Annotated in this window: 21 protein-coding genes and 1 tRNA gene; 9 read left to right on the plus strand and 13 right to left on the minus strand. The window is 56.2% G+C overall.

Translation table 11 applies throughout. The annotated features are described in order from the left end of the window. The first annotated feature begins 12 nt into the window (after positions 1-12). The 3 genes from yejM to CWM54_RS17470 all read left to right on the plus strand — a co-directional run bounded on the left by yejM (position 13) and on the right by CWM54_RS17470 (position 2,834). A complete protein-coding gene (gene yejM, locus CWM54_RS17460; protein WP_061153836.1) occupies positions 13-1,773 on the plus strand; it encodes an LPS biosynthesis-modulating metalloenzyme YejM in 1,761 nt (586 codons plus the stop codon). A gap of 76 nt (positions 1,774-1,849) precedes the next feature. Further along, a tRNA-Pro gene (locus CWM54_RS17465) sits at positions 1,850-1,926 on the plus strand. A 98-nt stretch (positions 1,927-2,024) separates the two neighbouring features. Continuing rightward, positions 2,025-2,834 carry a phage integrase central domain-containing protein gene (locus tag CWM54_RS17470; protein ID WP_413773796.1) on the plus strand — a complete coding sequence of 270 codons (810 nt, stop codon included), beginning with the start codon at positions 2,025-2,027 and terminating at the stop codon, positions 2,832-2,834. Positions 2,835-3,106: 272 nt separating this feature from the next. Here CWM54_RS17470 and CWM54_RS17475 read toward each other — a convergent pair whose 3' ends face one another. The 7 genes from CWM54_RS17475 to CWM54_RS17505 all read right to left on the minus strand — a co-directional run bounded on the left by CWM54_RS17475 (position 3,107) and on the right by CWM54_RS17505 (position 8,273). Continuing rightward, entirely contained in the window at positions 3,107-3,466 is a 360-nt protein-coding gene (locus CWM54_RS17475; protein ID WP_100697977.1) for a colicin E1 family microcin immunity protein, read from the minus strand. 224 nt (positions 3,467-3,690) lie between these two features. Then, on the minus strand, positions 3,691-4,479 hold the full coding sequence (locus CWM54_RS17480) for a pyrroline-5-carboxylate reductase family protein (RefSeq protein WP_100697979.1): 789 nt from the start codon (positions 4,477-4,479) through the stop codon (positions 3,691-3,693). Between the two features lie 208 nt (positions 4,480-4,687). Next, a complete protein-coding gene (locus CWM54_RS17485) occupies positions 4,688-5,227 on the minus strand; it encodes an L-2-amino-thiazoline-4-carboxylic acid hydrolase (protein WP_008803992.1) in 540 nt (179 codons plus the stop codon). A 4-nt stretch (positions 5,228-5,231) separates the two neighbouring features. Continuing rightward, the gene (locus CWM54_RS17490; RefSeq protein ID WP_022065447.1) at positions 5,232-6,074 is read right to left on the minus strand and encodes a transporter substrate-binding domain-containing protein; all 843 of its coding nucleotides are present in this window, start codon (positions 6,072-6,074) and stop codon (positions 5,232-5,234) included. Beyond that, positions 6,064-6,816: an amino acid ABC transporter permease gene (locus tag CWM54_RS17495; protein ID WP_012541007.1), complete on the minus strand. Its 753-nt coding sequence runs from the start codon at positions 6,814-6,816 to the stop codon at positions 6,064-6,066. The genes CWM54_RS17490 and CWM54_RS17495 overlap by 11 nt, the downstream gene beginning before the upstream one ends. A 9-nt stretch (positions 6,817-6,825) precedes the next feature. Then, positions 6,826-7,524, minus strand: a complete 699-nt coding sequence (locus CWM54_RS17500) for an ABC transporter permease subunit (RefSeq protein WP_061156331.1) — start codon at positions 7,522-7,524, stop codon at positions 6,826-6,828. 8 nt (positions 7,525-7,532) lie between these two features. After that, on the minus strand, positions 7,533-8,273 hold the full coding sequence (locus CWM54_RS17505; protein ID WP_008803988.1) for an amino acid ABC transporter ATP-binding protein: 741 nt from the start codon (positions 8,271-8,273) through the stop codon (positions 7,533-7,535). Between the two features lie 332 nt (positions 8,274-8,605). Between CWM54_RS17505 and CWM54_RS17510 the strand changes: the two genes are divergently transcribed. The 5 genes from CWM54_RS17510 to eco all read left to right on the plus strand — a co-directional run bounded on the left by CWM54_RS17510 (position 8,606) and on the right by eco (position 11,166). Further along, positions 8,606-8,815, plus strand: coding sequence for a YdgH/BhsA/McbA-like domain containing protein (locus tag CWM54_RS17510; protein WP_100681030.1), 210 nt, complete (start codon positions 8,606-8,608; stop codon positions 8,813-8,815). A gap of 71 nt (positions 8,816-8,886) precedes the next feature. After that, positions 8,887-9,075 (plus strand): hypothetical protein, encoded by a 189-nt coding sequence (locus tag CWM54_RS17515; RefSeq protein WP_061153831.1) that lies wholly within the window; start codon positions 8,887-8,889, stop codon positions 9,073-9,075. A 19-nt stretch (positions 9,076-9,094) separates the two neighbouring features. Next, complete coding sequence (locus CWM54_RS28110) at positions 9,095-9,388, plus strand: hypothetical protein (protein WP_133122423.1); 294 nt, start codon at positions 9,095-9,097, stop codon at positions 9,386-9,388. A 22-nt stretch (positions 9,389-9,410) separates the two neighbouring features. Continuing rightward, on the plus strand, positions 9,411-10,520 hold the full coding sequence (locus CWM54_RS17520; protein ID WP_008803986.1) for an AI-2E family transporter: 1,110 nt from the start codon (positions 9,411-9,413) through the stop codon (positions 10,518-10,520). Positions 10,521-10,674: 154 nt separating this feature from the next. Beyond that, the gene (gene eco / locus CWM54_RS17525) at positions 10,675-11,166 is read left to right on the plus strand and encodes a serine protease inhibitor ecotin (protein WP_032733375.1); all 492 of its coding nucleotides are present in this window, start codon (positions 10,675-10,677) and stop codon (positions 11,164-11,166) included. A gap of 64 nt (positions 11,167-11,230) precedes the next feature. Here eco and mqo read toward each other — a convergent pair whose 3' ends face one another. Continuing rightward, positions 11,231-12,865 carry a malate dehydrogenase (quinone) gene (gene mqo / locus CWM54_RS17530; protein WP_032733376.1) on the minus strand — a complete coding sequence of 545 codons (1,635 nt, stop codon included), beginning with the start codon at positions 12,863-12,865 and terminating at the stop codon, positions 11,231-11,233. A gap of 359 nt (positions 12,866-13,224) precedes the next feature. Between mqo and CWM54_RS17535 the strand changes: the two genes are divergently transcribed. Beyond that, a complete protein-coding gene (locus CWM54_RS17535; RefSeq protein WP_100698117.1) occupies positions 13,225-14,385 on the plus strand; it encodes a SulP family inorganic anion transporter in 1,161 nt (386 codons plus the stop codon). On the opposite strand, the gene mgtE is transcribed toward CWM54_RS17535, so the two are convergent. The 5 genes from mgtE to apbE all read right to left on the minus strand — a co-directional run bounded on the left by mgtE (position 14,348) and on the right by apbE (position 20,501). Then, the gene (gene mgtE / locus CWM54_RS17540) at positions 14,348-15,784 is read right to left on the minus strand and encodes a magnesium transporter (protein ID WP_061153827.1); all 1,437 of its coding nucleotides are present in this window, start codon (positions 15,782-15,784) and stop codon (positions 14,348-14,350) included. The two genes, CWM54_RS17535 and mgtE, sit on opposite strands and share 38 nt — an antisense overlap. Positions 15,785-15,939: 155 nt before the next feature. Beyond that, positions 15,940-17,583, minus strand: a complete 1,644-nt coding sequence (locus CWM54_RS17545) for a multidrug ABC transporter permease/ATP-binding protein (RefSeq protein WP_100697981.1) — start codon at positions 17,581-17,583, stop codon at positions 15,940-15,942. A gap of 74 nt (positions 17,584-17,657) precedes the next feature. Continuing rightward, positions 17,658-18,311 carry a DNA oxidative demethylase AlkB gene (gene alkB / locus CWM54_RS17550; protein WP_100697983.1) on the minus strand — a complete coding sequence of 218 codons (654 nt, stop codon included), beginning with the start codon at positions 18,309-18,311 and terminating at the stop codon, positions 17,658-17,660. After that, entirely contained in the window at positions 18,311-19,375 is a 1,065-nt protein-coding gene (ada, locus tag CWM54_RS17555) for a bifunctional DNA-binding transcriptional regulator/O6-methylguanine-DNA methyltransferase Ada (protein ID WP_100697985.1), read from the minus strand. The genes alkB and ada overlap by 1 nt, the downstream gene beginning before the upstream one ends. A 73-nt stretch (positions 19,376-19,448) precedes the next feature. After that, complete coding sequence (gene apbE, locus CWM54_RS17560; RefSeq protein ID WP_100697987.1) at positions 19,449-20,501, minus strand: FAD:protein FMN transferase ApbE; 1,053 nt, start codon at positions 20,499-20,501, stop codon at positions 19,449-19,451. Positions 20,502-20,544: the final 43 nt, after the last annotated feature.

Here is a 20,544-nt window from a genome sequence, read left to right on the forward strand (position 1 = left end):
CAGCAACAGTATATGGTGACTCTACGTCAGCCCTACCGAGAAAAAGTCTCCCAGATGGTTAGCTGGGGGCACTGGTTCGCCCTGTTCAACATGTTGTTGGCCATGGTGCTCGGCAGCCGCTATCTTTTTGTCGCCGACTGGCCGACGACGCTTGCCGGACGACTTTTTTCGTACGTCAGTCTCGTCGGACACTTCAGCTTCCTGGTGTTTACCAGCTATGTGCTGATCCTATTCCCGTTGACCTTTATCGTGGTCTCGCAGCGCCTGATGCGCTTCCTGTCGGTGATCCTTGCCACCGCCGGGATGACGCTGCTGCTGATAGATAGCGAGGTCTTCACCCGCTTCCATCTTCACTTAAACCCGGTCGTCTGGGAGCTGGTCATTAACCCTGACCAGAATGAGATGGCGCGCGACTGGCAGCTGATGTTTATCAGCGTCCCGGTCATCTTTTTGATTGAAATGCTCTTCGCCACCTGGAGCTGGCAGAAACTGCGCAGCCTGACACGTCGCCGCCATTACGCTCGCCCGGTCGCCTGGTTCTTCTTTCTGTCGTTCGTCAGCAGCCACCTGGTCTATATCTGGGCGGATGCCAATTTCTATCGCCCGATCACGATGCAGCGGGCGAATCTGCCGCTCTCCTATCCGATGACCGCCCGCCGTTTCCTCGAGAAACATGGCCTGCTCGACGCCCAGGATTATCAGCGTCGCCTGGTGGAACAAGGGGCGCCGGAGGCGGTATCGGTCCAGTATCCGCTCAGCAATCTGCGTTACCGTGACCTCGGCGCGGGTTACAACGTGCTGCTGATCACCGTCGACAATCTGAACTATTCGCGGTTTGAAAAGACCATGCCGGCGCTGGCGGCGTTCGCCAAAGAGAACGTCAATTTTACCCAGCATATGAGCTCGGGTAATACCGCCGACAGCGGCCTGTTTGGCCTGTTCTACGGTATTTCACCAGGCTATATGGACGGTGTCCTCTCGGCGCGTATTCCCGCCGCGTTGATCACCGCCCTCAACCAGCAGGGCTACCAGCTGGGCCTGTTCTCCTCCGATGGGTTTAGCAGCCCGCTCTATCGCCAGGCGCTGCTCTCCGACTTCTCGCTACCGAGCGCGAAGACCCAGAGCGACGAGCAGACGGCCAATCAATGGATCGGCTGGCTGGACCGTTACGCGCAGGATGAGAATCGCTGGTTCTCGTGGATCTCGCTCAACGGCACCACCCTCGACGACACGCAGCAACAGGGCTTTGTCCGCCGTTACAGCAAGGCGGCAGGTGACGTCGACGCCCAGATTGATCGGGTGCTGACCGCGCTACGTGCAGCCGGTAAGCTCGACAATACGGTGGTGATTATCACCGCTGGCCACGGCAAGCCGCTTAACGTCAAACACGACCCGTTCGACTGGTCGCGCGAGCAGCTGCAGGTACCGCTGGTTATTCACTGGCCGGGCACGCCGGCCCAGGAAATTGCCACGCTGACCGATAACAAAGATGTGATGACCACGCTGATGCAGCGTCTGCTCCACGTTTCGACGCCAGCCAATGAATACTCGCAGGGTGAAGATCTGTTCAGCGCCGTACGGCGTCGTAACTGGGTCACCGCGGCCAACGGCGATACGCTGGCCATTACCACCCCGACTATCACCGTGGTCCTCAACCATAACGGCACCTACACCACCTGGAGCCGCGACGGCGAGAAAATTAAAGATCAGAAACCGCAGCTCAGCCTGTTGCTGCAGGTCCTGACTGACGAAAAACGCTTTATCGCTAACTGATTGATTAATTATGAATCAATCGCGCGTGACCCGCTTGCATTCGCTCGGGGAACGGGTAATATTGTTCCCCACGCGTCGGCACGTAGCGCAGCCTGGTAGCGCACCGTCATGGGGTGTCGGGGGTCGGAGGTTCAAATCCTCTCGTGCCGACCAAATCATTCACCGGTAAGTTTCGTTAACGACCGGTAACCCCACAAGAGCCCGCACTCTCTCTGAGTTTGCGGGTTTTTTGTTGCCTGTTTTCCGCCGGTTTGATTGCCAGCCAAAACACCTTAGCTAAAGTAGCTGCTGATTGGTATGAGTTGAAAAAAACAGAGCAACTGGCACTTAACACCATTAAAGATATTTGGCGATCGCTAAAAAAGCATGTAATACCTTGGATTGGCAACCGTCCTGTCACCAGTCTGGTTGCTCGTGACTTCATTACGGCTCTGGATCCGATTGAAGCCAGTGGCAAACTGGAAGCATTAAAGCGAGTTATTCAGCGTATCAACGAGGTGATGGATTACGCGGTAAATGATGGTCTGATACTTTCTAACCCCGCTGCTAAGATCCGTAAAGTATTCCAGGCACCTGTCAAAAAGAATATGCCTACCATCAGGCCTGAAGCACTTCCCGATCTGATGAAAACTCTTTCTGTTGCCAGCATCGAGTTACAGACCCGGCTACTGATTGAATGGAAATTGCTGACCGTAACTCGCCCAGCAGAGTCCGCGTCTGCCCGTTGGTCTGAAATAGCCCCTGACACAAGCACATGGACAGTACCTGCTGGTCGCGAGCATACCATCCCCCCTCCCCTCGCAAGTGTTAGCGATTTTGGATGCTATGCGACTATCAGCGACCACCGCGAATACATTTTTCCATCCGCCAACGACCACAAACAGTCGATGAACAACCAGACTGCCAATGCAGCGTTACGCCATATGGGCTACAAAGGCATTCTTGTTTCTCATGGCTTGCGTGCCATATTCAGTACAGCAGCAACTGAAGCCGTGTTTCCGCCAGATGTAATAGAGTCAGCCCTCGCGCATATAGACACGAACGAAGTACGTCTGGACTGACCCAATCCCGGAATAGCTGCCCTTACAATTACAACCGCACGAGCGATAGCGTACTCATTTACACTCGGCACGCAAAATGTCAGGACGTATATAGCCTGTTAGTCATCTTCCCAAATAATGCCGCAACATGGACAAGGATAAGGACAATGGAATAATAAATGACATTGCCAAATACGCGGAAGCCTTCCAGAAACTAACAAACCCGTAGTTACCAGCAGTTCCATGCCCTTATCAGACGCAGCGTGAATCCATTACGAGAATTTTCATATTTTTTAAGCATTTACTTTAATCTTTTCACGTATGCATAAATACACGATGAATAAGGGTACAGACAGCGGCATGCAAAACAACCACACAATAATGAACATGCCAAACACACCGCTGTTCACGCCAATGTGACGTTCCCAAAAGTGTTTGGTCATTATCTTAAGGGCTAGTTTCTCCGAAGAATAATATGAGAATGGGTACAGGAAGGCGCTTAAAAAAAGATATGCAACCACAAATGGCATATAAGGAGCATAGGGAGGAAAAATGTGCCCGTTATTCATATCGCGCACTATAAAATAGATCAGATAGCCATAACCACACCATCCCCATAAGCAGTGCCTTAAATAATATTTCAAGGTCATCATCTATGATTCCTTCATAGCTATACCATTAAGTCTATCATATCATGACCAGTGAGTATCCGTTCCTTCTACGTTTTACAACACTGACCTGCTCCCCGTGGATTAATACACGACGATATTAGCGACCCGGCTGGGCTACCGTACTCATGCAGCCTTAAGCCGCACCTCTAAGCGCACCACCGGAAAAGCGCCGGGGTGCTGCACGGCCTGTCGCGGGAAGAAGGGTTTTAGCGCAGTCCCAGTTCACGGGTACGCCTGACCGCCGCCAGTACGCTGCGCTGAAGGCCTGCGGCAAAATCACTGTTGTTCAGCTCATACAGAGCGTGGATCCCGACTCCCGCCGGTGAATTATTGATATCCAGAAGCTGATGCGGATGCTTCTGGCTTTGGCGCAGCATCTCGACCGCGCCGAGCAGGTTCTCCAGCACCACCTCCGTCGCCTGAGGCCGCGACAGCCCCGCCAGTACGCCGGCATCAGTAAGGGACTCAATAAAGTAGTAAATATAGTTAGGCCCCGCGACGCCAAAACCGGTAAAAACATCGATCAACCGCTCTGGCAAATACAGCACTTTGCCAAAACCGCGCAGAAACGGCTCGATCTCAGCCGCGCTGGCGTGGGCGTTTAAGGTCACGCCGCTATAGCCAAATCCGGTATCGGTCAGAGTATTGGGGATCGTCCTGACAATCGGCGTTGCCTCACCAAACAGGGAGGCCAGCGTTTCCAGGGTCACTCCCGCGATCAGAGAAACCACCGTCGTCGAGCCGTTTAGCTGGGCGCGCACGCGGCCCGCCACCGCCGCCAGATCGTCCTGCGGACGGATCCCCAGCACCAGTAAAGAGGCTTCGCTTAAGCCACCGTCGCCCGACAACCGATAGCGGGAGTGCAAAGCCTCGATTCGCGCGCTGTCGATATCCTCCAGCGAGATCGCGTCCGCCCGCAGCGTACCGTTGCTTAATGACGCGCGAATAATCGCCTCCGTCATCTGTCCGGCACCAATAAAATGGACCTTTGCCATAAATCTTACTCCTTACTCAAAACGATATTCGCCGTTACCAACACCGAAGCGCCGGCTTTGTCGCGCGGGGGCGGCAACGCGAATCCCCGTTCCGTCAGTGGGATAAATCCGTCCGTCAACGTCGCCGTCAACCGTGGTGAGATTTTGCCTGCTCAGTGCCTGAATCGCCGCTTCTGGCTGATTAATAAACTGGTTGCGTGGTCCCCACTTAAGGTTGCCATTCCGCCTCATGCGACTCTGACTGATAAAAACGCAGCCGACAGGCGGCATCACCGCGAGCCAGCGCGGTCTGCACCTCTAAACGCAGCCCCGGAAACGCGTCGGTTAACGCATGATCCCCTTCCATGCAGATATCGCATAGCGTCTCAATTTCGCTGGCGCCCCGCCCCTGCTGACGCCAGCAGTTAACGTAAGGACAGTAGTGAAACAGGACGATAAATTCAGCCCGGCTGGCGCTAACGGGCTCCATCTCATAAACCTGAGATTCCAGACCGCGGGTAAACAGCCCGGCAAACTCCTGCAAATCCTGGCGATCGCGCATTTGCGCACGCAGCTTATGCCCGATATCGCGGCCATAGTGGCGTATGGCTTCACGCGCAAAATCATCCGCGATATGACGTTGTCGGCTTTCGTCCAACAGGTAACCGATGGTAGCCGCGCGTTTTTCAGTAATGGCGCGCAGCGCCAGGGTCACCTCATCGTTTAAGGTGGCGGCGTTATGCGCCGGTTCCGAGCTTATTTGCGTCATGCGTTTATTCCCAGTCGGTATTCACTTTGACGTCGCTGGCGCCCGGCAGGGCATACACATCTTCGGCGTACCATTTCCGTGAGAGCTCAGCGAGCGTGCCGTCTTTTTTCAGGGCAACCAACTGCGCATCAATCGCTTTGATCAACTGCGGGTCGGTATTTTTTTTATACAAATAGACGTTAGGAAACAGGCCGACGGAATCCGAAGCTTTCAGATTGAGATTTAGCGCCTTATTTAACGCCAGCAGTGCGCCAATGGGATAAATCGCCGCATCGTATTCCCCGGAAGCGACCGCTTTAAAGATATCGGCGGCGGACTGCTCGCCGTTGGGCTGCAGGTTAATTTGTTGGCCTGGATGTTTTTTGTTGTAGTTTTCAATCACCGTATAACGGGCGTCGGAGGTGTGAATCGGCACCAGTTTTTTCTTACCGCTGGCGAGATCGCCAAGGTTATGAATATCGTTCTCATCGTTACGTACAATCAAACGTAAATCGCTGATCCCGGTCGGCTCGCCGGAGTGGTCATATTTTTCCGCCCGCTCTTTGGTGAGATAAAAGTGATCCGCCGCAAGGGTATACGCGCCGGTCGACAGGCCGACGATCATCGCGTCGCGCGAGACCGCATTAAAATGAAACGTATAGTCGGTTAACCGCTGGTCCAGCACCTTTAACAGATCGCCATCGTAGCCGGTAATATTGTTGTTATCGTCAACAAAGCTAAAGGGAAAACCGTTAGCGTTAACGACAACCTCAATCGTCTTCGCGTGCGGACTTTTTTCAACCGCCTGTGCGGCGTTAATTCCCATTGCCAACGTCAGCGCACTCACCAGTAAAATTTTATTTTTCAAAATACCTTCCCCAAAATGATAACCGTGGAACACTCTTTTTTACGTTTCCTTGCCAGCGGGCGCGCAGAAACCGTTCTACACTGCGCAATGCTCTGGCAATTGCCAGGCACAGCACGATATAAATCACCAGCACGACGCAATAGGCTTCGACAAAATGAAACCCGCGCGCGGCGGCGATATTGGCTTTCGCCATCAGATCAATAACGGTGATGGTGTAAACCAGCGAGGTGTCTTTAATCAGATCGATCAGCACGCTGGTGAAGTTCGGCAGTGCGGATACTGCCGCCTGCGGAAAAATAATGCGTCGGAACTGCGTGAACCCGCTTAGCCCAATTGACCATGCGGCCTCGCGCTGCCCCTTATCAACCGCGTTCCAGCCTGCGCGAAAGGTTTCGGCGAAATACGCGCTGAAAATCAGCGATAGCGCGGTGACCGCCGCCACCAGTGGCGAGAGTTTATAGTGGTACATATTATCCTGCGGGCCGCCAAACAGCCCGGCGGCTATCCACGGCCAGACGTAAAAAAAGAAATACAGCATCACCAGTACCGGGACCGAACGGCTAAAGGAGAGAAATACCTTCGCCCCCCATTGAACGCCGGGAACCTGACGAATAATCACCCACGCCAGCGCCGCGCCCAGCAGAGTGGAAAAGAGTAAGGACAATAACGTTATCACCAGGGTGACCGGCAGCGCGCTTAAAATAAACGTAAAATTGTCCCGAATGAACGCCAGGCTAAACATGTTAATCTATCACTCCAACAGGAACTGATACTTCTTTTCAATACGAGTGGTAAAATAGAGAATAATACTATTCAGCACCCAGTAAACGATAATAACACTAATAAATGCCGCGACCTGTTTAGACCCATAGCTATTTTGTGAAATCTTTTGTGCACGGCCAAAAATATCTACAATACCAATAATATTGACCAGTGAGGTCATCTTCACGAGGTTAATTAAAAGATTACCAAAAACGGGAATGGCAATAATGAGCCCCTGGGGAAAAATAATCCGCAGCATTCCCTTATGCCAGGGAATATTCAAGCTGATAATGGCCTCTTTCTGGCCGATATCCACCGCACGCCACGCTGAACGCATCATTTCCGCAAAATAGGGACTGATGCTGACCGAAATAGACAACACCGCAAAGGTGGTATCGCTAATCCATAGCGGCGGCAGCGCCAGCGCAGTCAAAATTAATTTTCCGCCGAAGAAAAACAGCAGGATCAGCAGCGCCAGGGGGGCGCCACGCAGAATGTCGGTATACCCGTTTGCTACCGCGCTGAGCGGCTTAAAGCGACTAAACTGCAGCAGCACAATCAGCAGCGCGATCGTCAAACCAAGCAGCAGCGAGGCCAGCGTTATCCCGAGGGTCACGGGTAAATTTTCCAGCAGTTTCGGCAATATTCCGGCGATATCCTGCCAGTTAAAGAGCGGGTTATTGTTCATCAGTAGCCTCAGGCATGATAGTGCAGTTGCGCCAGAAACGCCCGGGTTCGCCCCTGCTGTGCTGCGCCAAATATCTGTTCCGCCGGGCCCTGCTCAACGATTTCGCCGTTTTCCATAAATACCACCCGGGAAGCGACTTGGCGGGCGAACGCCATTTCATGGGTCACGATAATCATCGTCTGACCCGCAGCGGCAATCGTCTGAATAAGCTCCAGCACTTCACCAACTTTTTCCGGATCCAGCGCGGAAGTCGGCTCATCCAGCAGCAGAACGGCGGGGTTAATTGCCAGCGCCCGCGCAATCCCGATACGCTGCTTTTGGCCGCCGGAGAGACTGTGCGGATAGCTGTCTTTTTTATGCAATAACCCCACCTGCTTTAAGAGTTGTTCAGCAATATCCTGCGCCTCCTGACGCGGGCGCTTTTGAGCGTAAATCAGTCCTTCGGTAATATTCTGCAGTGCGGTCAGATTATGAAAGAGATTCCACGATTGAAAAACCATGGCGGTTTTTGCCCGTAGCTTTTCAATCTCCTTTTTGCCCGCTTTTGCGCAATCCAGCGCCACATCATCTATTCTTATTTGCCCGCTATCGGCAGGCTCCAGGAAATTAAGCGTACGTAATAGCGTGGTTTTCCCTGAGCCACTGGGGCCAATAATGCAAATAATCTCGCCGGAATGAATACTGAGCGAGACCTCTTTTAGCACTCTTTCACCGGAGAAGCTTTTACTGATCTTATTAATAGTTATCATAATGAAATATTCGTGGATAATTTTTATTTGCCGCACGCCGGCGCTTATTGCTGTCTAAAAACTATATTGCCGCGGTTCAGATGATAGCAAACAAGAAAATCATCTATCGAAAGTTAAAAAATAACTTTTTATATATTTGTTATGACAATGAGGCTGAATTGTAATCAGACTTTCTTAGCAAAACAGGATGTCGGTACCGCACAAACTCATTCAACTTTACTGAACAATGAGAGCAAATTGTTTCGATTTTAATCATCCGACCGTCAGCCTATCATTTATCACATCGGGGCAACAACGCTCCAACACTGACAAAACACTTAAGGAATACGACCATGAAATCCATCAAAACTTTCGTTGCAGTTGCCACACTCTCTATGATCTCTTTCGGTACTTTTGCGCAGAGCATCAGCGCCAGCGCTTCCACACTGGATCGCGCAGAAGCCAAAATTGCCGCTCAGGCCGCGGAACAAGGCGCGTCTTACAAAATCACCAGCGCTCAATTCAATAACCGCGTACATATGACCGCTGAGTTGACGAAATAAAATCGCCAACATTGCCGGGCCGCCGGAAGTCACAGGCGACAGCGACAACACGATGCAATAAGGAACAGAACATGAAAAATATCGGCGTAGTCACCGCACTGCTGTTGGCCGCAACACTTTCGTCCGGCGTGATGGCCGCAGAGAATAGCTTTGCACGTCCGGAGGCAGGTTCAAATATCGATACATCGATGCATCAAAATCATATTGATGTCAGCCATGCCTTTGATAAAGAGAGCCTGACGGCAGGCAATCTTCAGTAAGTCACAGCACAAGGCGCGCGTGGAAATATCCGCTGCGCGCTTTTTTTTCTGCCCGTTTCCCCACGGATTATCCGCCATAACCTCCGCTTTTGCCGTATCGATATACTGCGCTTCTACATCTCGTCGCTTCCTGAATGAACGTTTTGCAGATGATACTGCTTTCATCATGCGTACCGGACAGGCATTAAAAGCAGCCGTAGTCAGTTTTACTGAACAGCTTCAGCAGGGTTTTATCAACTTTTCCGCCTCAGATATAGAGTACGACTATCCTGATGGTAAATTACGTCGTAGCATCTATTATTCGACTGTATGACTCATAAGCAGGAGCGGATGACATGAGAGTTAATGGACTTACCAAAGGATTTTTCATCCTTATCGTCTTTATTGTAACCCTGGCCTTTTTTGATGTTCTCTCACCCTATTATTCCGCCATCCTCTGGGCCGCGATCCTTGCGGTGATTTTTAATCCGGTCAAAAACAAGATTCGCACTCGCCTCGGCGAGCGCAATGGCCTCGCGGCGCTGCTGACCATCGTCATTATCTGCCTTATCGTTTTTACGCCGCTGGCGATCATCCTCTCGTCGCTGGCCTACGAGCTGAACGTGGTGTATAGCAAACTTCAGCATAACGACACTCAGTTCCCGACGGTGGTCGCCAGTCTGTTTGCCCACCTCCCCGGCTGGGCGAGAAGTTTCCTTGCCGAGCACAACCTCGATAGCGCGCAGCAGATCCAGCAGCAGCTCTCCGATGTTGCGCTGAAAAGCGGCCAGTATCTGGCCGGCAGCGCATTTCTGATTGGTAAAGGCACCTTTGGCTTTACCGTCAGCTTCGGCATTATGCTGTACCTGCTGTTCTTCCTGCTGAAGGATGGGCCTTACCTGGTGCTGTTGACCCTCGAATCCCTGCCGTTATCGAGCTACGTGAAGCAGCACCTGTTCGCTAAATTCGCCGCGGTCGCCCGCGCCACGGTAAAAGGCACTGTGGCTGTTGCGCTGGCGCAGGGGGCGTTGGGCGGCTTTGCCTTCTGGGTTGCCGGTCTGGACGGCAGTATTCTGTGGGGAGCGTTGATGGCGTTCCTGTCGCTTATCCCGGCGGTAGGCTCGGCCATTATCTGGGTGCCGGCGGCGATTTACCTCTTCGCCACCGGGCAGCTGTGGCAGGGTGCCTTTATCGTCGGCTTCTTTGTGATTGTGATTGGCCTGGTGGATAACATTCTGCGTCCGCTGCTGGTGGGCAAGGATACCAAAATGCCGGACTACCTGATCCTTATCGCCACTCTGGGCGGCATGGAGATCTACGGCATCAACGGATTCGTTATCGGGCCGCTGATTGCCGCCTTGTTTATCGCTTGCTGGAACCTGCTGTCGGGACGAGAGCATGCCGGCAACACTGATGAATTAGATGAAGAATTCATTGAGGAAGCGAAAAATAGCCGCAACGAATAGCTTCATCGGCCGGCGTCGGGCGCAAGGTGCGTTGATGGAATCATGCCAGTACATAACACCATTCATTTTGAAAAAATTAGTAAATAAAACTTAACATTCAGCAAAGCAATGATAGGCTGTATCAGTCAGGAACGAAAATAAAGGATGATCAACCGTGAAAAAAATCACTACGCTAGCCGTTTCTCTGCTGACCGCCGCCTGCATGTCCGCTGGCGCCCTGGCCGCAGACCAGCCGCTGGAAAAAGTCGCGCCGTTCCCGAAAGCGGAAAAAGGCATGAAGCGTCAGGTTATTCAGCTGCCGCAGCAGCAGGATGAGTCAGCGCTGAAGGTTGAGCTGATAATCGGCCAGACGCTGGAAGTTGACTGCAACCACCATCGTTTAGGCGGGAAGCTGGAAAGCAAAACCCTGGAAGGCTGGGGCTATGACTACTATGTCTTTGATAAGCTGAGCGGCCCGGTCTCTACCATGATGGCCTGCCCGGATGGCAAGAAAGAGAAGAAATTTGTCACTGCCGGTCTCGGCGATGATGCCATGCTGCGCTACAACAGCAAGCTGCCGATTGTCGTGTACGCGCCGACCAATGTCGATGTGAAATATCGCATCTGGCGCGCCGACGAAACCATCGGTAACGCCGTCGTCCGCTAAGTCGACCCATCAAACCGACAAAAAAACGGCAGCCCGCAGGCTGCCGTTTTTGTCAGAGCGTTTGTCAGAGCGCGATATCCGCCATCGGCTTACCACCGCTCAGCGGCTTCAGCTCCGCCTGCGGGGCTTCATCCGCCGCCGCGGCCGGCTCATATTTCAGCTCCAGCACTTCACTGGTCCACGCCAGCGCTTTCTCAATCTCAGCCGGGTTGCCATCAAGGCGAATACCGTAGGTCGGGATGATAGCTTTCAGCCTGGCCTGCCATTCCGGCGAATTGACTTTATCTTTAAACACTTTTTCCATCAGCTGCAGCATGATAGGCGCCGCCGTGGAGGCTCCAGGCGACGCGCCGAGCAGTGCCGCGACGGTGCCTTCGTCATCGCTGACCACTTCGGTGCCGAGGCGCAGTACCCCGCCCTTCTTCGCATCGCGCTTGATAATCTGCACGCGCTGACCGGCCTGCCACAACCGCCAGTCCTCTTTCCGCGCTTCCGGATAGTATTCGCACAGCGCAGCCAGGCGATCTTTATCTTTCTGCATCACCTGGCTAATCAGGTATTTCACCAGATCGAAGTTGTCCAGACCGACGTTGAGCATCGGCAGAATATTCGAGGTATTGGTCGAGGCCAGCAGATCCCACAGCGAACCGTTTTTCAGGAAGCGGGTCGAGAAGGTGGCGAACGGCCCGAACAGCACCACGCGTTTACCGTCGATAATACGGGTATCGATGTGCGGCACCGACATCGGTGGCGCGCCCACTTCGGCCTGGCCGTAAACCTTCGCAAGATGGTGGTTCACCACCTCCGGATTTTCGCAGACCAGGAACTGGCCGCCGACCGGGAAGCCCGCATACTCTTTGGCCTGTGGAATGCCGGTTTCCTGCAGCAGCGTCAGCGCCGCGCCGCCGGCGCCGATAAAGATGAATTTAGCTTTAATGACCCGCTTCTGACGACGGTTGTCGGCATCCGCGAGAGTGACCGTCCAGCTCTTGTCGGCGTTGCGCTTGAAGCGACGTACCACGGTACCCAGCTGCAGGGAGAAATTATCATGCTTTTGCAGGCCGGCGATCAGCTGGCGGGTGATTTCGCCATAGTTGACGTCAGTTCCCACTTCAGTACGGGTGGCGGCCACCTTTTGCTGTGGATCGCGGCCTTCCATCACCAGCGGTGCCCAGGCTTTGATCTGCTGATGGTCTTCAGAATAGCGAATACCGCGGAACAGTTCGCTCTGCTGCAGCGCCGCATAGCGCGCGCGCAGGAAGTTGACGTTATCTTCGCCCCACACAAAGCTCATGTGCGGCACGCTGTTAATGAAAGATTTTGGTTTGTTCAGGACGCCGCGCGTCACCTGATGCGCCCAGAACTGACGCGAGATATGGAAGGCTTCGTTGATGTCGACCGCTTTGTCGATATTAATGCCGTTGGCGGTCTGCGGCGTGTAGTTCAGCTCCATCAGCGCCGCGTGGCCGGTACCCGCATTGTTCCACCCATTTGAGCTCTCTTCTGCCACGCTGGACATTTGCTCAACCATGGTAATAGACCAGTCTGGCTCAAGCTCCTGCAGCCAGGTTCCCAGTGTGGCGCTCATAATGCCGCCGCCAATCAACAATACATCCGTCTCTTGCTCATGGCGGGTGTTGGTCCGAGTGCTGTTGGGACCAACCGCCTGTGAGCGTGGTACGGCCATCTTTTTATTCATCGGATTTGAGCCTTACTTTACTCGCTGTTTTTATTTAGCGCAGGTGATACGATTCTCACCACTCACGTTACCACCTAAGCTAAAAAATTTAAATATTGTTTAAATTTTAAGTTCTGTTTTGAGATCCGTTATAAAAATGTTTAATAAATGTATACACAAAATCACTTTTCATACTGGTAGCGTTGCGGATTCCGCGCTATCATCCTCGGTTTTGTGACAGACCGCACGGAAGCCGGGCCTGACACCGCTCCTCCTTTTTTTATAACCTGCGAACTTTTTTTATGCCGCCTGTTCCTGACTCCTCCGCTTCCGGCACTTTGCGTCCGATCCTCCGCTCCCCGTCGCTGCTGACGCGCGAAGTGCTGGCCGGCGTGCTTACCGCCCTGGCGTTAATCCCTGAAGTTATTTCGTTTTCGGTCATTGCCGGCGTTGACCCACAGGTCAGCCTGGTTGCCTCGGTGGTGCTTTGTCTGGCGATGTCGGTGCTCGGCGGGCGCCCGGCAATGGTGACGGCTGCCGCCGGGTCGGTGGCGTTGGTCATTGGCCCGATGGTGCATCAGTACGGCGTGGGCTACATTCTGCCGGCTGTCATTCTGGCGGGTATGATTCAAATTTTGTTTGGTCTGTGCGGCATGGCGCGCCTGATGCGTTTTATTCCCCCGGCGGTGATGACCGGGTTCGTCAATGCCCTCGGGATACTGATTTTCTTTGCTCAGGTACCGCATTTCTTGAGTCGCCAACCACTGATCGTCGGCCTGTTCGTCCTGACGCTGCTTATCGTCCTGTGGGCGCCGCGCTTCATTAAGGTTGTCCCGGCGCCACTGATCGCCATTGTTGTGCTCACTCTCTATACCGTCACCACCGGCCAGCAGTTGCCCACCGTCGGCGATGAAGGCTCGATGAGCGGCGGCCTGCCGGGATTCACCGCCCTGACCGTCCCCCTGAACCTGGCGACACTGCAGATTATCTGGCCCTGCGCCCTCAGCATCGCCTTTGTCGGCCTGATGGAGTCCCTGCTGACGGCTAAGCTGGTGGATGATCTCACCCATACGCCGTCGAATAAATCGCGGGAGAGCGCCGGGCTGGGTATCGCCAATATCCTTGCCGGTTGTTATGGCGGTATCGCCGGCTGCGCGATGATCGGCCAGACCATTGTTAACGTGGAGATGGGCAAAGCCCGCAGCCGTCTCTCAACGGTGATCGCCGGTCTGGTGCTGCTCCTGCTGGTAACGGCGCTCAGCCAGGTAATGGCGCAGATCCCGATGGCGGTGCTGGCTGGGGTGATGGTGATTGTGGCGGTGAAAACCTTTAGCTGGCACAGCATTCGCCCGGGCGAACTGGCGCGTAATCCGTGGCCGGAAACGCTGGTGATGCTGGTGACCGTCGCCGCGACGGTGGGAACCAGCAATCTGGCGATCGGCGTGCTGGCGGGGATCATCGCCATGGCGCTCATCCCCCGCCGCCTGCGCACGAAGGCGCAGGCTACATCAGAAACAGCGTCGCCAGACCAAGGAAAATAAAGAAGCCGCCGGTGTCGGTGATCGCGGTGATCATCACGCTGGAGCCGACCGCCGGGTCGCGCCCCAGCTTCACCATAACCATCGGGATTATCACGCCCATCATCGCCGCCATCAGCAGGTTGAGCATCATGGCCAGCGTCATCACCCCACCGAGCTGCGGATCGTCATACAGCCACCAGGTAATAGCCCCCATAATCCCGCCCCATACCAGGCCGTTAATCAGGGCGACCCCCATTTCACGCAGGATCAGGAAGGTAAAGCTGCCGGGCTGGATCTGCTGCAGCGCCATCGCCCGGACGATCATGGTGATCGTCTGATTGCCGGTATTGCCGCCGATCCCGGCGACGATCGGCATCAGCGAGGCCAGCGCCACCAGCTGTGAAATGGTGTGTTCGAAGCCATCGATGACCCTGGACGCGATAAACGCTGTACACAGGTTGACCGCCAGCCACGCCCAGCGCGTTTTGACCGCTTTACTGACCGGGGCGAAGACATCCTCTTCATCGCTCAGGCCGCCCATCCGGCGCAGATCGTTATCGGTTTCTTCATAAACCACATCGACGATCTCATCGATGGTCAGACGCCCGATCAGCTTGCCGTCGGCATCAATGACGGCGGCGCTGAGTAAGTCATCACGTTCGAAGGTGCGCGCCACCTTCTCGGCCTCTTCGTGCGGCTGAAAGGTGACCGGATCGCCCTCCATCACCTCCCCTACCCGCTTCTGCGCATCGTTGAGCAGAATGGTCTGCAGCTCCAGCTCGCCGAGCAGCAGCTTGTTACGGGTGGTGACGAACAGCTTATCGGTGTTCTCCGGCATTTTACCCAGACGCCGCAGATAGCGCTGCACCGCCGCCAGCGTGGCCTCCGGACGAACCGTAATGACCTCAAACTCCATGATCGCCCCGACGCTGTTGTCAGCGTAGCGCATAATCTGGCGAATACGGGCGCGCTTCTCGGCCGGCAGGGTCGCCAGCAGCCGTCCGGTCAGGTTGCGCGGCAGATGCTGCAGCAGGTAAACCTGTTCATCGATATCCAGCGGCTGCATCGCCTGCAGCAGCTCGGGGTCGCTCATCTTGTCGATGAGGTCGCCCCAGACGTTTTCTGAGGCTTCCAGCAGCACTTCGCCACGTTTATCGTCAGGCACCAGGCACCATAGCGCGGTGCGAGCGTCATAGGGGAGCGCTTCCAGCGCATCGGCGAGATCCGGCGGCGGCAGATGCGAGACCAGGATCTCGACTTCCGCCAGGTCATCGGCCAGCGTGCCTTCATCGTAACGTTCGGCCAGCGTCAGTTTGCCCAGCAGCGCGGAGGTCACCGCTTTATCGGTGCTCAAGAGCCAAATCAGACGGGCGCGCTCTTCGTCACGCAAGCGGGCGCTTTTTTTATGCAAAACGGACATCGATCGGGCAATCCTTTTGAGAATAGTGAGCCGGCCTGTGGGCCGGAAGCCTTAAGCATAGCGCGGGGAGGGGGAAATAATAACTGTCAGCAATATAGTCGCTGAAAATTTCAGCGGCGCGGCGCCCGGGTTTTCCCCCGGGCTCGCGGCGAGCATCAGGCCGTACGGGCCACCGCATCGCGGGAGGCCTGCGCCCGCTCCTCCCCGGTGAGTTCGGACAGCTGGCCGGCACGCATCTCCAGCAGGCGATCGGCGTGCTGGAAATAGTGATCGTCATGGCTGATGGCGAACACGGTTTTCCCCATCTGCTGCATCAGCGGCAGCAGCACCTGATAGAACTCGCGGCGGAAATGCGGGTCCTGATCCGCCGCCCATTCATCCAGCAGAATGATGTCCCGGGACTCGGCCAGCGCCAGCAGGAGCGCCACGCGCTTCTTCTGCCCTTTCGACAGCCGGAGGTCGGCGATTTTCCCGTTCTCCAGCTGCAGCTTGTGGGCCATTTGCAAACGCTCCAGCCACGTTGCCACCAGCGCCGGATCGGCCTCCTCGCCCTGCGGCCCGAGCAGACGGTCAAACAACCAGACGTCGGTAAACACCGCGGAGAACAGTTTGCGGTACTCCTCAGGCCTCTCCGCCGCCAGCGGCTGGCCGTCCACGAGGATCTGACCGGAAACCGGCTGATACAGGCCGGTCAGGAGCATCGCCAGCGTTGACTTGCCGCTGCCGTTGCCGCCGATCAGAAACACCAGCTCGCCGCGTTTCAGCGTCAGGTTAAGCGGCCCTACCGCAAAGCGATGGTCCGGATAATGGAAAGTGACATCGCGCAATTCCAGCGTTTGCCAGTCAGGATGCGCCTGTGGCCGGGGAAATTCGGCTTGATATGGGGCGAGAGAGAACTGGCGCAGCTTGTTAAACGCCACCTGGGCGCTGAGCAAGGTGGGCAGCGCGCCGACGGCAGAGAGCAGCGGCGTGCGCAGAAACAGCAGCGTCAGGGAATAGGTCGCTGCCACGGCGGTATCGGCCCAGCCGAGGCTGTTGGCCATCCAGAACACCAGCCCGATGGCGCCAAGCATCATAATATTCGACCAGTTAACCGCGCTGAGATGGAAGGTATCGGCGCGAACGATATGGTGCCGATACTCCCGGGCGTCCGGGAGGTAGAGCTGATTAAACACATACTCCGCGCGTTCGCGATTGAGGGTCAGCTCTTTGCGCCCCTCCAGCACCGTCTGGTAGTCGTGATACAGCTTATCTTCCGTTTCGCGCAGGCTGGCCATATGTTTGTACACCCGCGACACCAGCACAAAGCCGCCCCAGATAGTGAGCGCCATCCACAGCGCCGTCACCAGCATCATTTTGCCTGACAGCCAGGCCAGCCAGGCGGCAGAGCCGAAGGTCAGAATGATCCCCTGCACCAGCTCCGGCAGGCGCACAAAGGCGATGGTGATATTACGGATATCGCTGGTCAGCCCGGCAAGCAGCGACGCGCTGCCGATCTTCTCCACCTGTTCAATCTGAGTGTCGAGAATGCGTTTAACAAATTCGCCCCGCAGGCGATAAACAAAATGGTGGCCGAGGGTGGTCAGCGCCAGCTGGGAGCCCAGCGTCACCGCCATCAGCAGCCCCAGCAGGCCAAGAAACTCCGGCAGGACCCGCAGCGAGGTATCGACAGCGGTAATCAGGCGCAGGTTAATGAAGGCGATTAAGCCGATACCCAGCGCGGCGCTGAGCAGACTGAGGGCAATCACGCCGAGAAACGGCCAGCGATACTGACGCCAGACGAGAGAGAGAAGTTCCATAACAGGCTATCCGGAAAAGCAAAACAGCCAGCAGTTTAAACGGCTCGCCGATGACATCAAGAATAATTCTTATTTTAATACTGGCGACTGCCCGCCTGCCGAAAAGTGAGGTTGTAACGACAGTCGCCCGTTTCGGGGTGATGACCGGCTTTCAGCGGCTGAATACCATGATAAAACAGACGCGACTCGCCGCCCCAGACCACCACATCGCCATGCTCCAGCAGCAGCCGCTGCAGCGGGTCGCTGCGTTGCAACCCGCCAAACTGAAAGATGGCCGGCAGACCCAGCGAGACCGAGACGATCGGCGCCCGCAGATCCTGTTCATCTTTATCCTGATGCAACGACAGTTTTGCGCCCGGCTGATAGCGGTTAATCAGACAGGCGTCGGGGGAAAAGCCCGGATAGCCGCCGGCGGCGGCTGCCGCCAGCGCCAGTTCGCGGAATACGGCAGGCATCGGCGGCCAGGTTTGATCGGTTAACGGGTCGACCGGGGCGTACAGGTAGCCGTGGCGATCGGTGGTCCAGCCCAGCGCGCCGCAGTTGGTCATGGCGACCGACATGGTGTATCCACCCGGCGTGACCATCTGGCGAAATGGCGACTGGCGGGCGACATCGGCAATCGCCTGCAGCAGCGCCGGGGCGCGCTCGCGGGCGAAGCGTCGGAGCACCACCGCACCGGGTGCCAGCGGCTCCTGCCACGGTGGCGTATCGCTAAACAGATCGAGCATTATTCCTCCTCGTGTTGGGCCTCGCGCGCCAGCAGCTTCGCTTTCCGCGCCGTTCCCCAGCGATAACCGGACAGCGCGCCGCCCTCCCGCACCACCCGATGGCAGGGAACGATCACCGCCAGCGAATTCGCCGCGCAGGCGCCAGCCACCGCTCTTGCCGCTCGTGGCAGACCAATATGCTCTGCCACCTGGCGGTAGCTGCGGGTCTCGCCCGCCGGGATCTGCCGCAGCGCCTGCCAGACCTGCAGCTGAAACGCAGTGCCCTGCAGATCCAGCGGCAGCGACACCGGCCGCCGGCTGTCGTCGAGGTGAGCGAAAATCTCCGCCATCTGACGACGGAACTCAGGGTCTCCCTGACGCAGCTCGGCGTTGGGAAAGCGCTGGCGCAGGTCGTCAAGCAATGCCGTATCGTTATCGCCCGGCAGAACCGCGCAGACGCCGCGCTCACTTTGCGCCACCAGACAGCGACCCAGCGCGCAATCGCCCGTCGTCCAGGTCACCACGGTGGCAGCGCCGCCACGGCGAAACTGGCTCGCCGTCATGCCTAATGCCGCATCGGCCTGACGATAATAGCTGCTGCTGTCGGGAAAACCGGCTGCCAGCGCGGCGCGGGTCACCGTGTTCCCCTGCTCCAGTGCTTCCCGCAGGCGTCGGGCACGCCACGCCTGTTGCCACGCTTTGGGGGTCATACCGGTGACGGATTTGAATAAACGGTGGAAATGAAACGGGCTGACCGCCAGCTCACGAGCCAGCGCCTCAAGGGTCAGGGGCGCGTCCTGCTCCAGCAACCGGCAAGCCTGCGCCACTTTGTCGACCCTTTGCTGCTGCGGATCGTCTTTATCCGGCTGGCAGCGTTTGCAGGGGCGGAACCCCGCCGCCACGGCAGCGGCGACGTCGGCAAAAAAGCGCACATTTTCTCGCCGCGCACGACGCGAGCGGCAGGAAGGGCGGCAGCAGATGCCGGTGGTCAGTACCGCGAAGACAAACTGACCATCGGCCCGGGTATCACGTTCGCAGACCGCCTGCCAGCGGCGGTCATCGGTATCGGCAACTATCGGTTTCATGACGAGGCTCCTGCTGTAAGTGTATCCTCAGTCTGCGGCGACGCCCGCAGCAAAAAACCCGCAATCTTGCTTTTTAATTTTTCTCGCCGACGAGGAAGGTGCGGAACTGTGGCGACATCCAGGTTTTAAACCCCTCGCCCTCTTTGACGATCATATAGACCGCCAGCCCCTGCTCGCGCACCACCTGCTGCGCTTTTTCCGGCCCGAGCACCATCAGTCCGGTATCCCAGCCATCCGCCTCCAGCGCCGTTGGCGCAATGACGGTGACGGAGACCAGCTTATGGCTTATCGGCTGCCCGGTCTGCGGATCGATGACGTGCGAGATACGTTTGCCGTCAAGTTCGTAGTAATTACGATAGCTGCCGGAGGTGCTGATGCCGTGACCATTGATGTCGACAATCGCCTGGACGGCGTTTTCCCGGTCGGTCGGTTTCTGGATCGCCACCCGCCAGGGCTCGCCTTCGCCGTTCATCCCGCGGCTCACCAGCGCCCCGCCCACCGACACCAGATAGCGGGAGATCCCCTCCTGCTCCATCAATCGCGCGAGGTGATCGGCAGCATAGCCCTCCCCCACCGTGGAGAGATCGACAAACAGATCGGGGATATCTTTTTGCAGGAATTGCCTGCCGCTCTGATTGATAACCTGCAGATGCTGCAGGCCGGTGCGCGCCTTCGCCGCGGCTATCGCCTGGGCATCCGGGGTGGTGACCGGCTGTTTATCCGGGCCAAAGCCCCACAGATTGACCAACGGCCCCACGGTAATATCCATCGCGCCGTGCGTTTTGGCGCCAATCCGCAACGACAGCGTCACGATGTCCGCCATCGCTTCGCTCACTGGCCAGGGCCGGGTATCCGCCGCGTGGTTGAAACGCATCAGCGCCGAGTCGTTTTTCCAGGTCGAGAGCAGGCGATCGTCGGCATCCAGCTGGGCCTGAACTTTATCGCGCAACGCCTGAGCCTTTGCCTCATCCACGCCAATGACGCTGACCCGCCAGAAGGTGCCCATCGTTTTGCCATCCAGCACGGTGGCCGTCGAGGTGGGGGTCGCAGGGGTGGTGGCTGAATCGCAGCCAGAGAGCAATACGCAGACGCCCAGCAATGCGGCGCGAAAGAAAGTCATGTCCATTAATCGAGGCTCCTCTTACCAGGGCGACAAGAGTATACCAGCG

Source organism: Klebsiella sp. D-Nf1 (genome assembly GCF_002810515.1).
Taxonomy (GTDB): Bacteria; Pseudomonadota; Gammaproteobacteria; order Enterobacterales; family Enterobacteriaceae; genus Klebsiella; species Klebsiella variicola.

What these genes read in the sequence shown, in the direction of transcription:
- CWM54_RS17505 (WP_008803988.1), bottom strand. Translation starts at nt 8,273, where the DNA reads ATGATAACTATTAATAAGATCAGTAAAAGCTTCTCCGGTGAAAGAGTG.
- CWM54_RS17520 (WP_008803986.1), top strand. Translation starts at nt 9,411, where the DNA reads ATGAGAGTTAATGGACTTACCAAAGGATTTTTCATCCTTATCGTCTTT.
- mgtE (WP_061153827.1), bottom strand. Translation starts at nt 15,784, where the DNA reads ATGTCCGTTTTGCATAAAAAAAGCGCCCGCTTGCGTGACGAAGAGCGC.
- alkB (WP_100697983.1), bottom strand. Translation starts at nt 18,311, where the DNA reads ATGCTCGATCTGTTTAGCGATACGCCACCGTGGCAGGAGCCGCTGGCA.
- CWM54_RS17480 (WP_100697979.1), bottom strand. Translation starts at nt 4,479, where the DNA reads ATGGCAAAGGTCCATTTTATTGGTGCCGGACAGATGACGGAGGCGATT.
- yejM (WP_061153836.1), top strand. Translation starts at nt 13, where the DNA reads ATGGTGACTCTACGTCAGCCCTACCGAGAAAAAGTCTCCCAGATGGTT.
- apbE (WP_100697987.1), bottom strand. Translation starts at nt 20,501, where the DNA reads ATGGACATGACTTTCTTTCGCGCCGCATTGCTGGGCGTCTGCGTATTG.
- CWM54_RS17475 (WP_100697977.1), bottom strand. Translation starts at nt 3,466, where the DNA reads ATGATGACCTTGAAATATTATTTAAGGCACTGCTTATGGGGATGGTGT.
- CWM54_RS17545 (WP_100697981.1), bottom strand. Translation starts at nt 17,583, where the DNA reads ATGGAACTTCTCTCTCTCGTCTGGCGTCAGTATCGCTGGCCGTTTCTC.
- ada (WP_100697985.1), bottom strand. Translation starts at nt 19,375, where the DNA reads ATGAAACCGATAGTTGCCGATACCGATGACCGCCGCTGGCAGGCGGTC.
- CWM54_RS17515 (WP_061153831.1), top strand. Translation starts at nt 8,887, where the DNA reads ATGAAAAATATCGGCGTAGTCACCGCACTGCTGTTGGCCGCAACACTT.
- CWM54_RS17500 (WP_061156331.1), bottom strand. Translation starts at nt 7,524, where the DNA reads ATGAACAATAACCCGCTCTTTAACTGGCAGGATATCGCCGGAATATTG.
- CWM54_RS17510 (WP_100681030.1), top strand. Translation starts at nt 8,606, where the DNA reads ATGAAATCCATCAAAACTTTCGTTGCAGTTGCCACACTCTCTATGATC.
- CWM54_RS17495 (WP_012541007.1), bottom strand. Translation starts at nt 6,816, where the DNA reads ATGTTTAGCCTGGCGTTCATTCGGGACAATTTTACGTTTATTTTAAGC.
- CWM54_RS17485 (WP_008803992.1), bottom strand. Translation starts at nt 5,227, where the DNA reads ATGACGCAAATAAGCTCGGAACCGGCGCATAACGCCGCCACCTTAAAC.
- mqo (WP_032733376.1), bottom strand. Translation starts at nt 12,865, where the DNA reads ATGAATAAAAAGATGGCCGTACCACGCTCACAGGCGGTTGGTCCCAAC.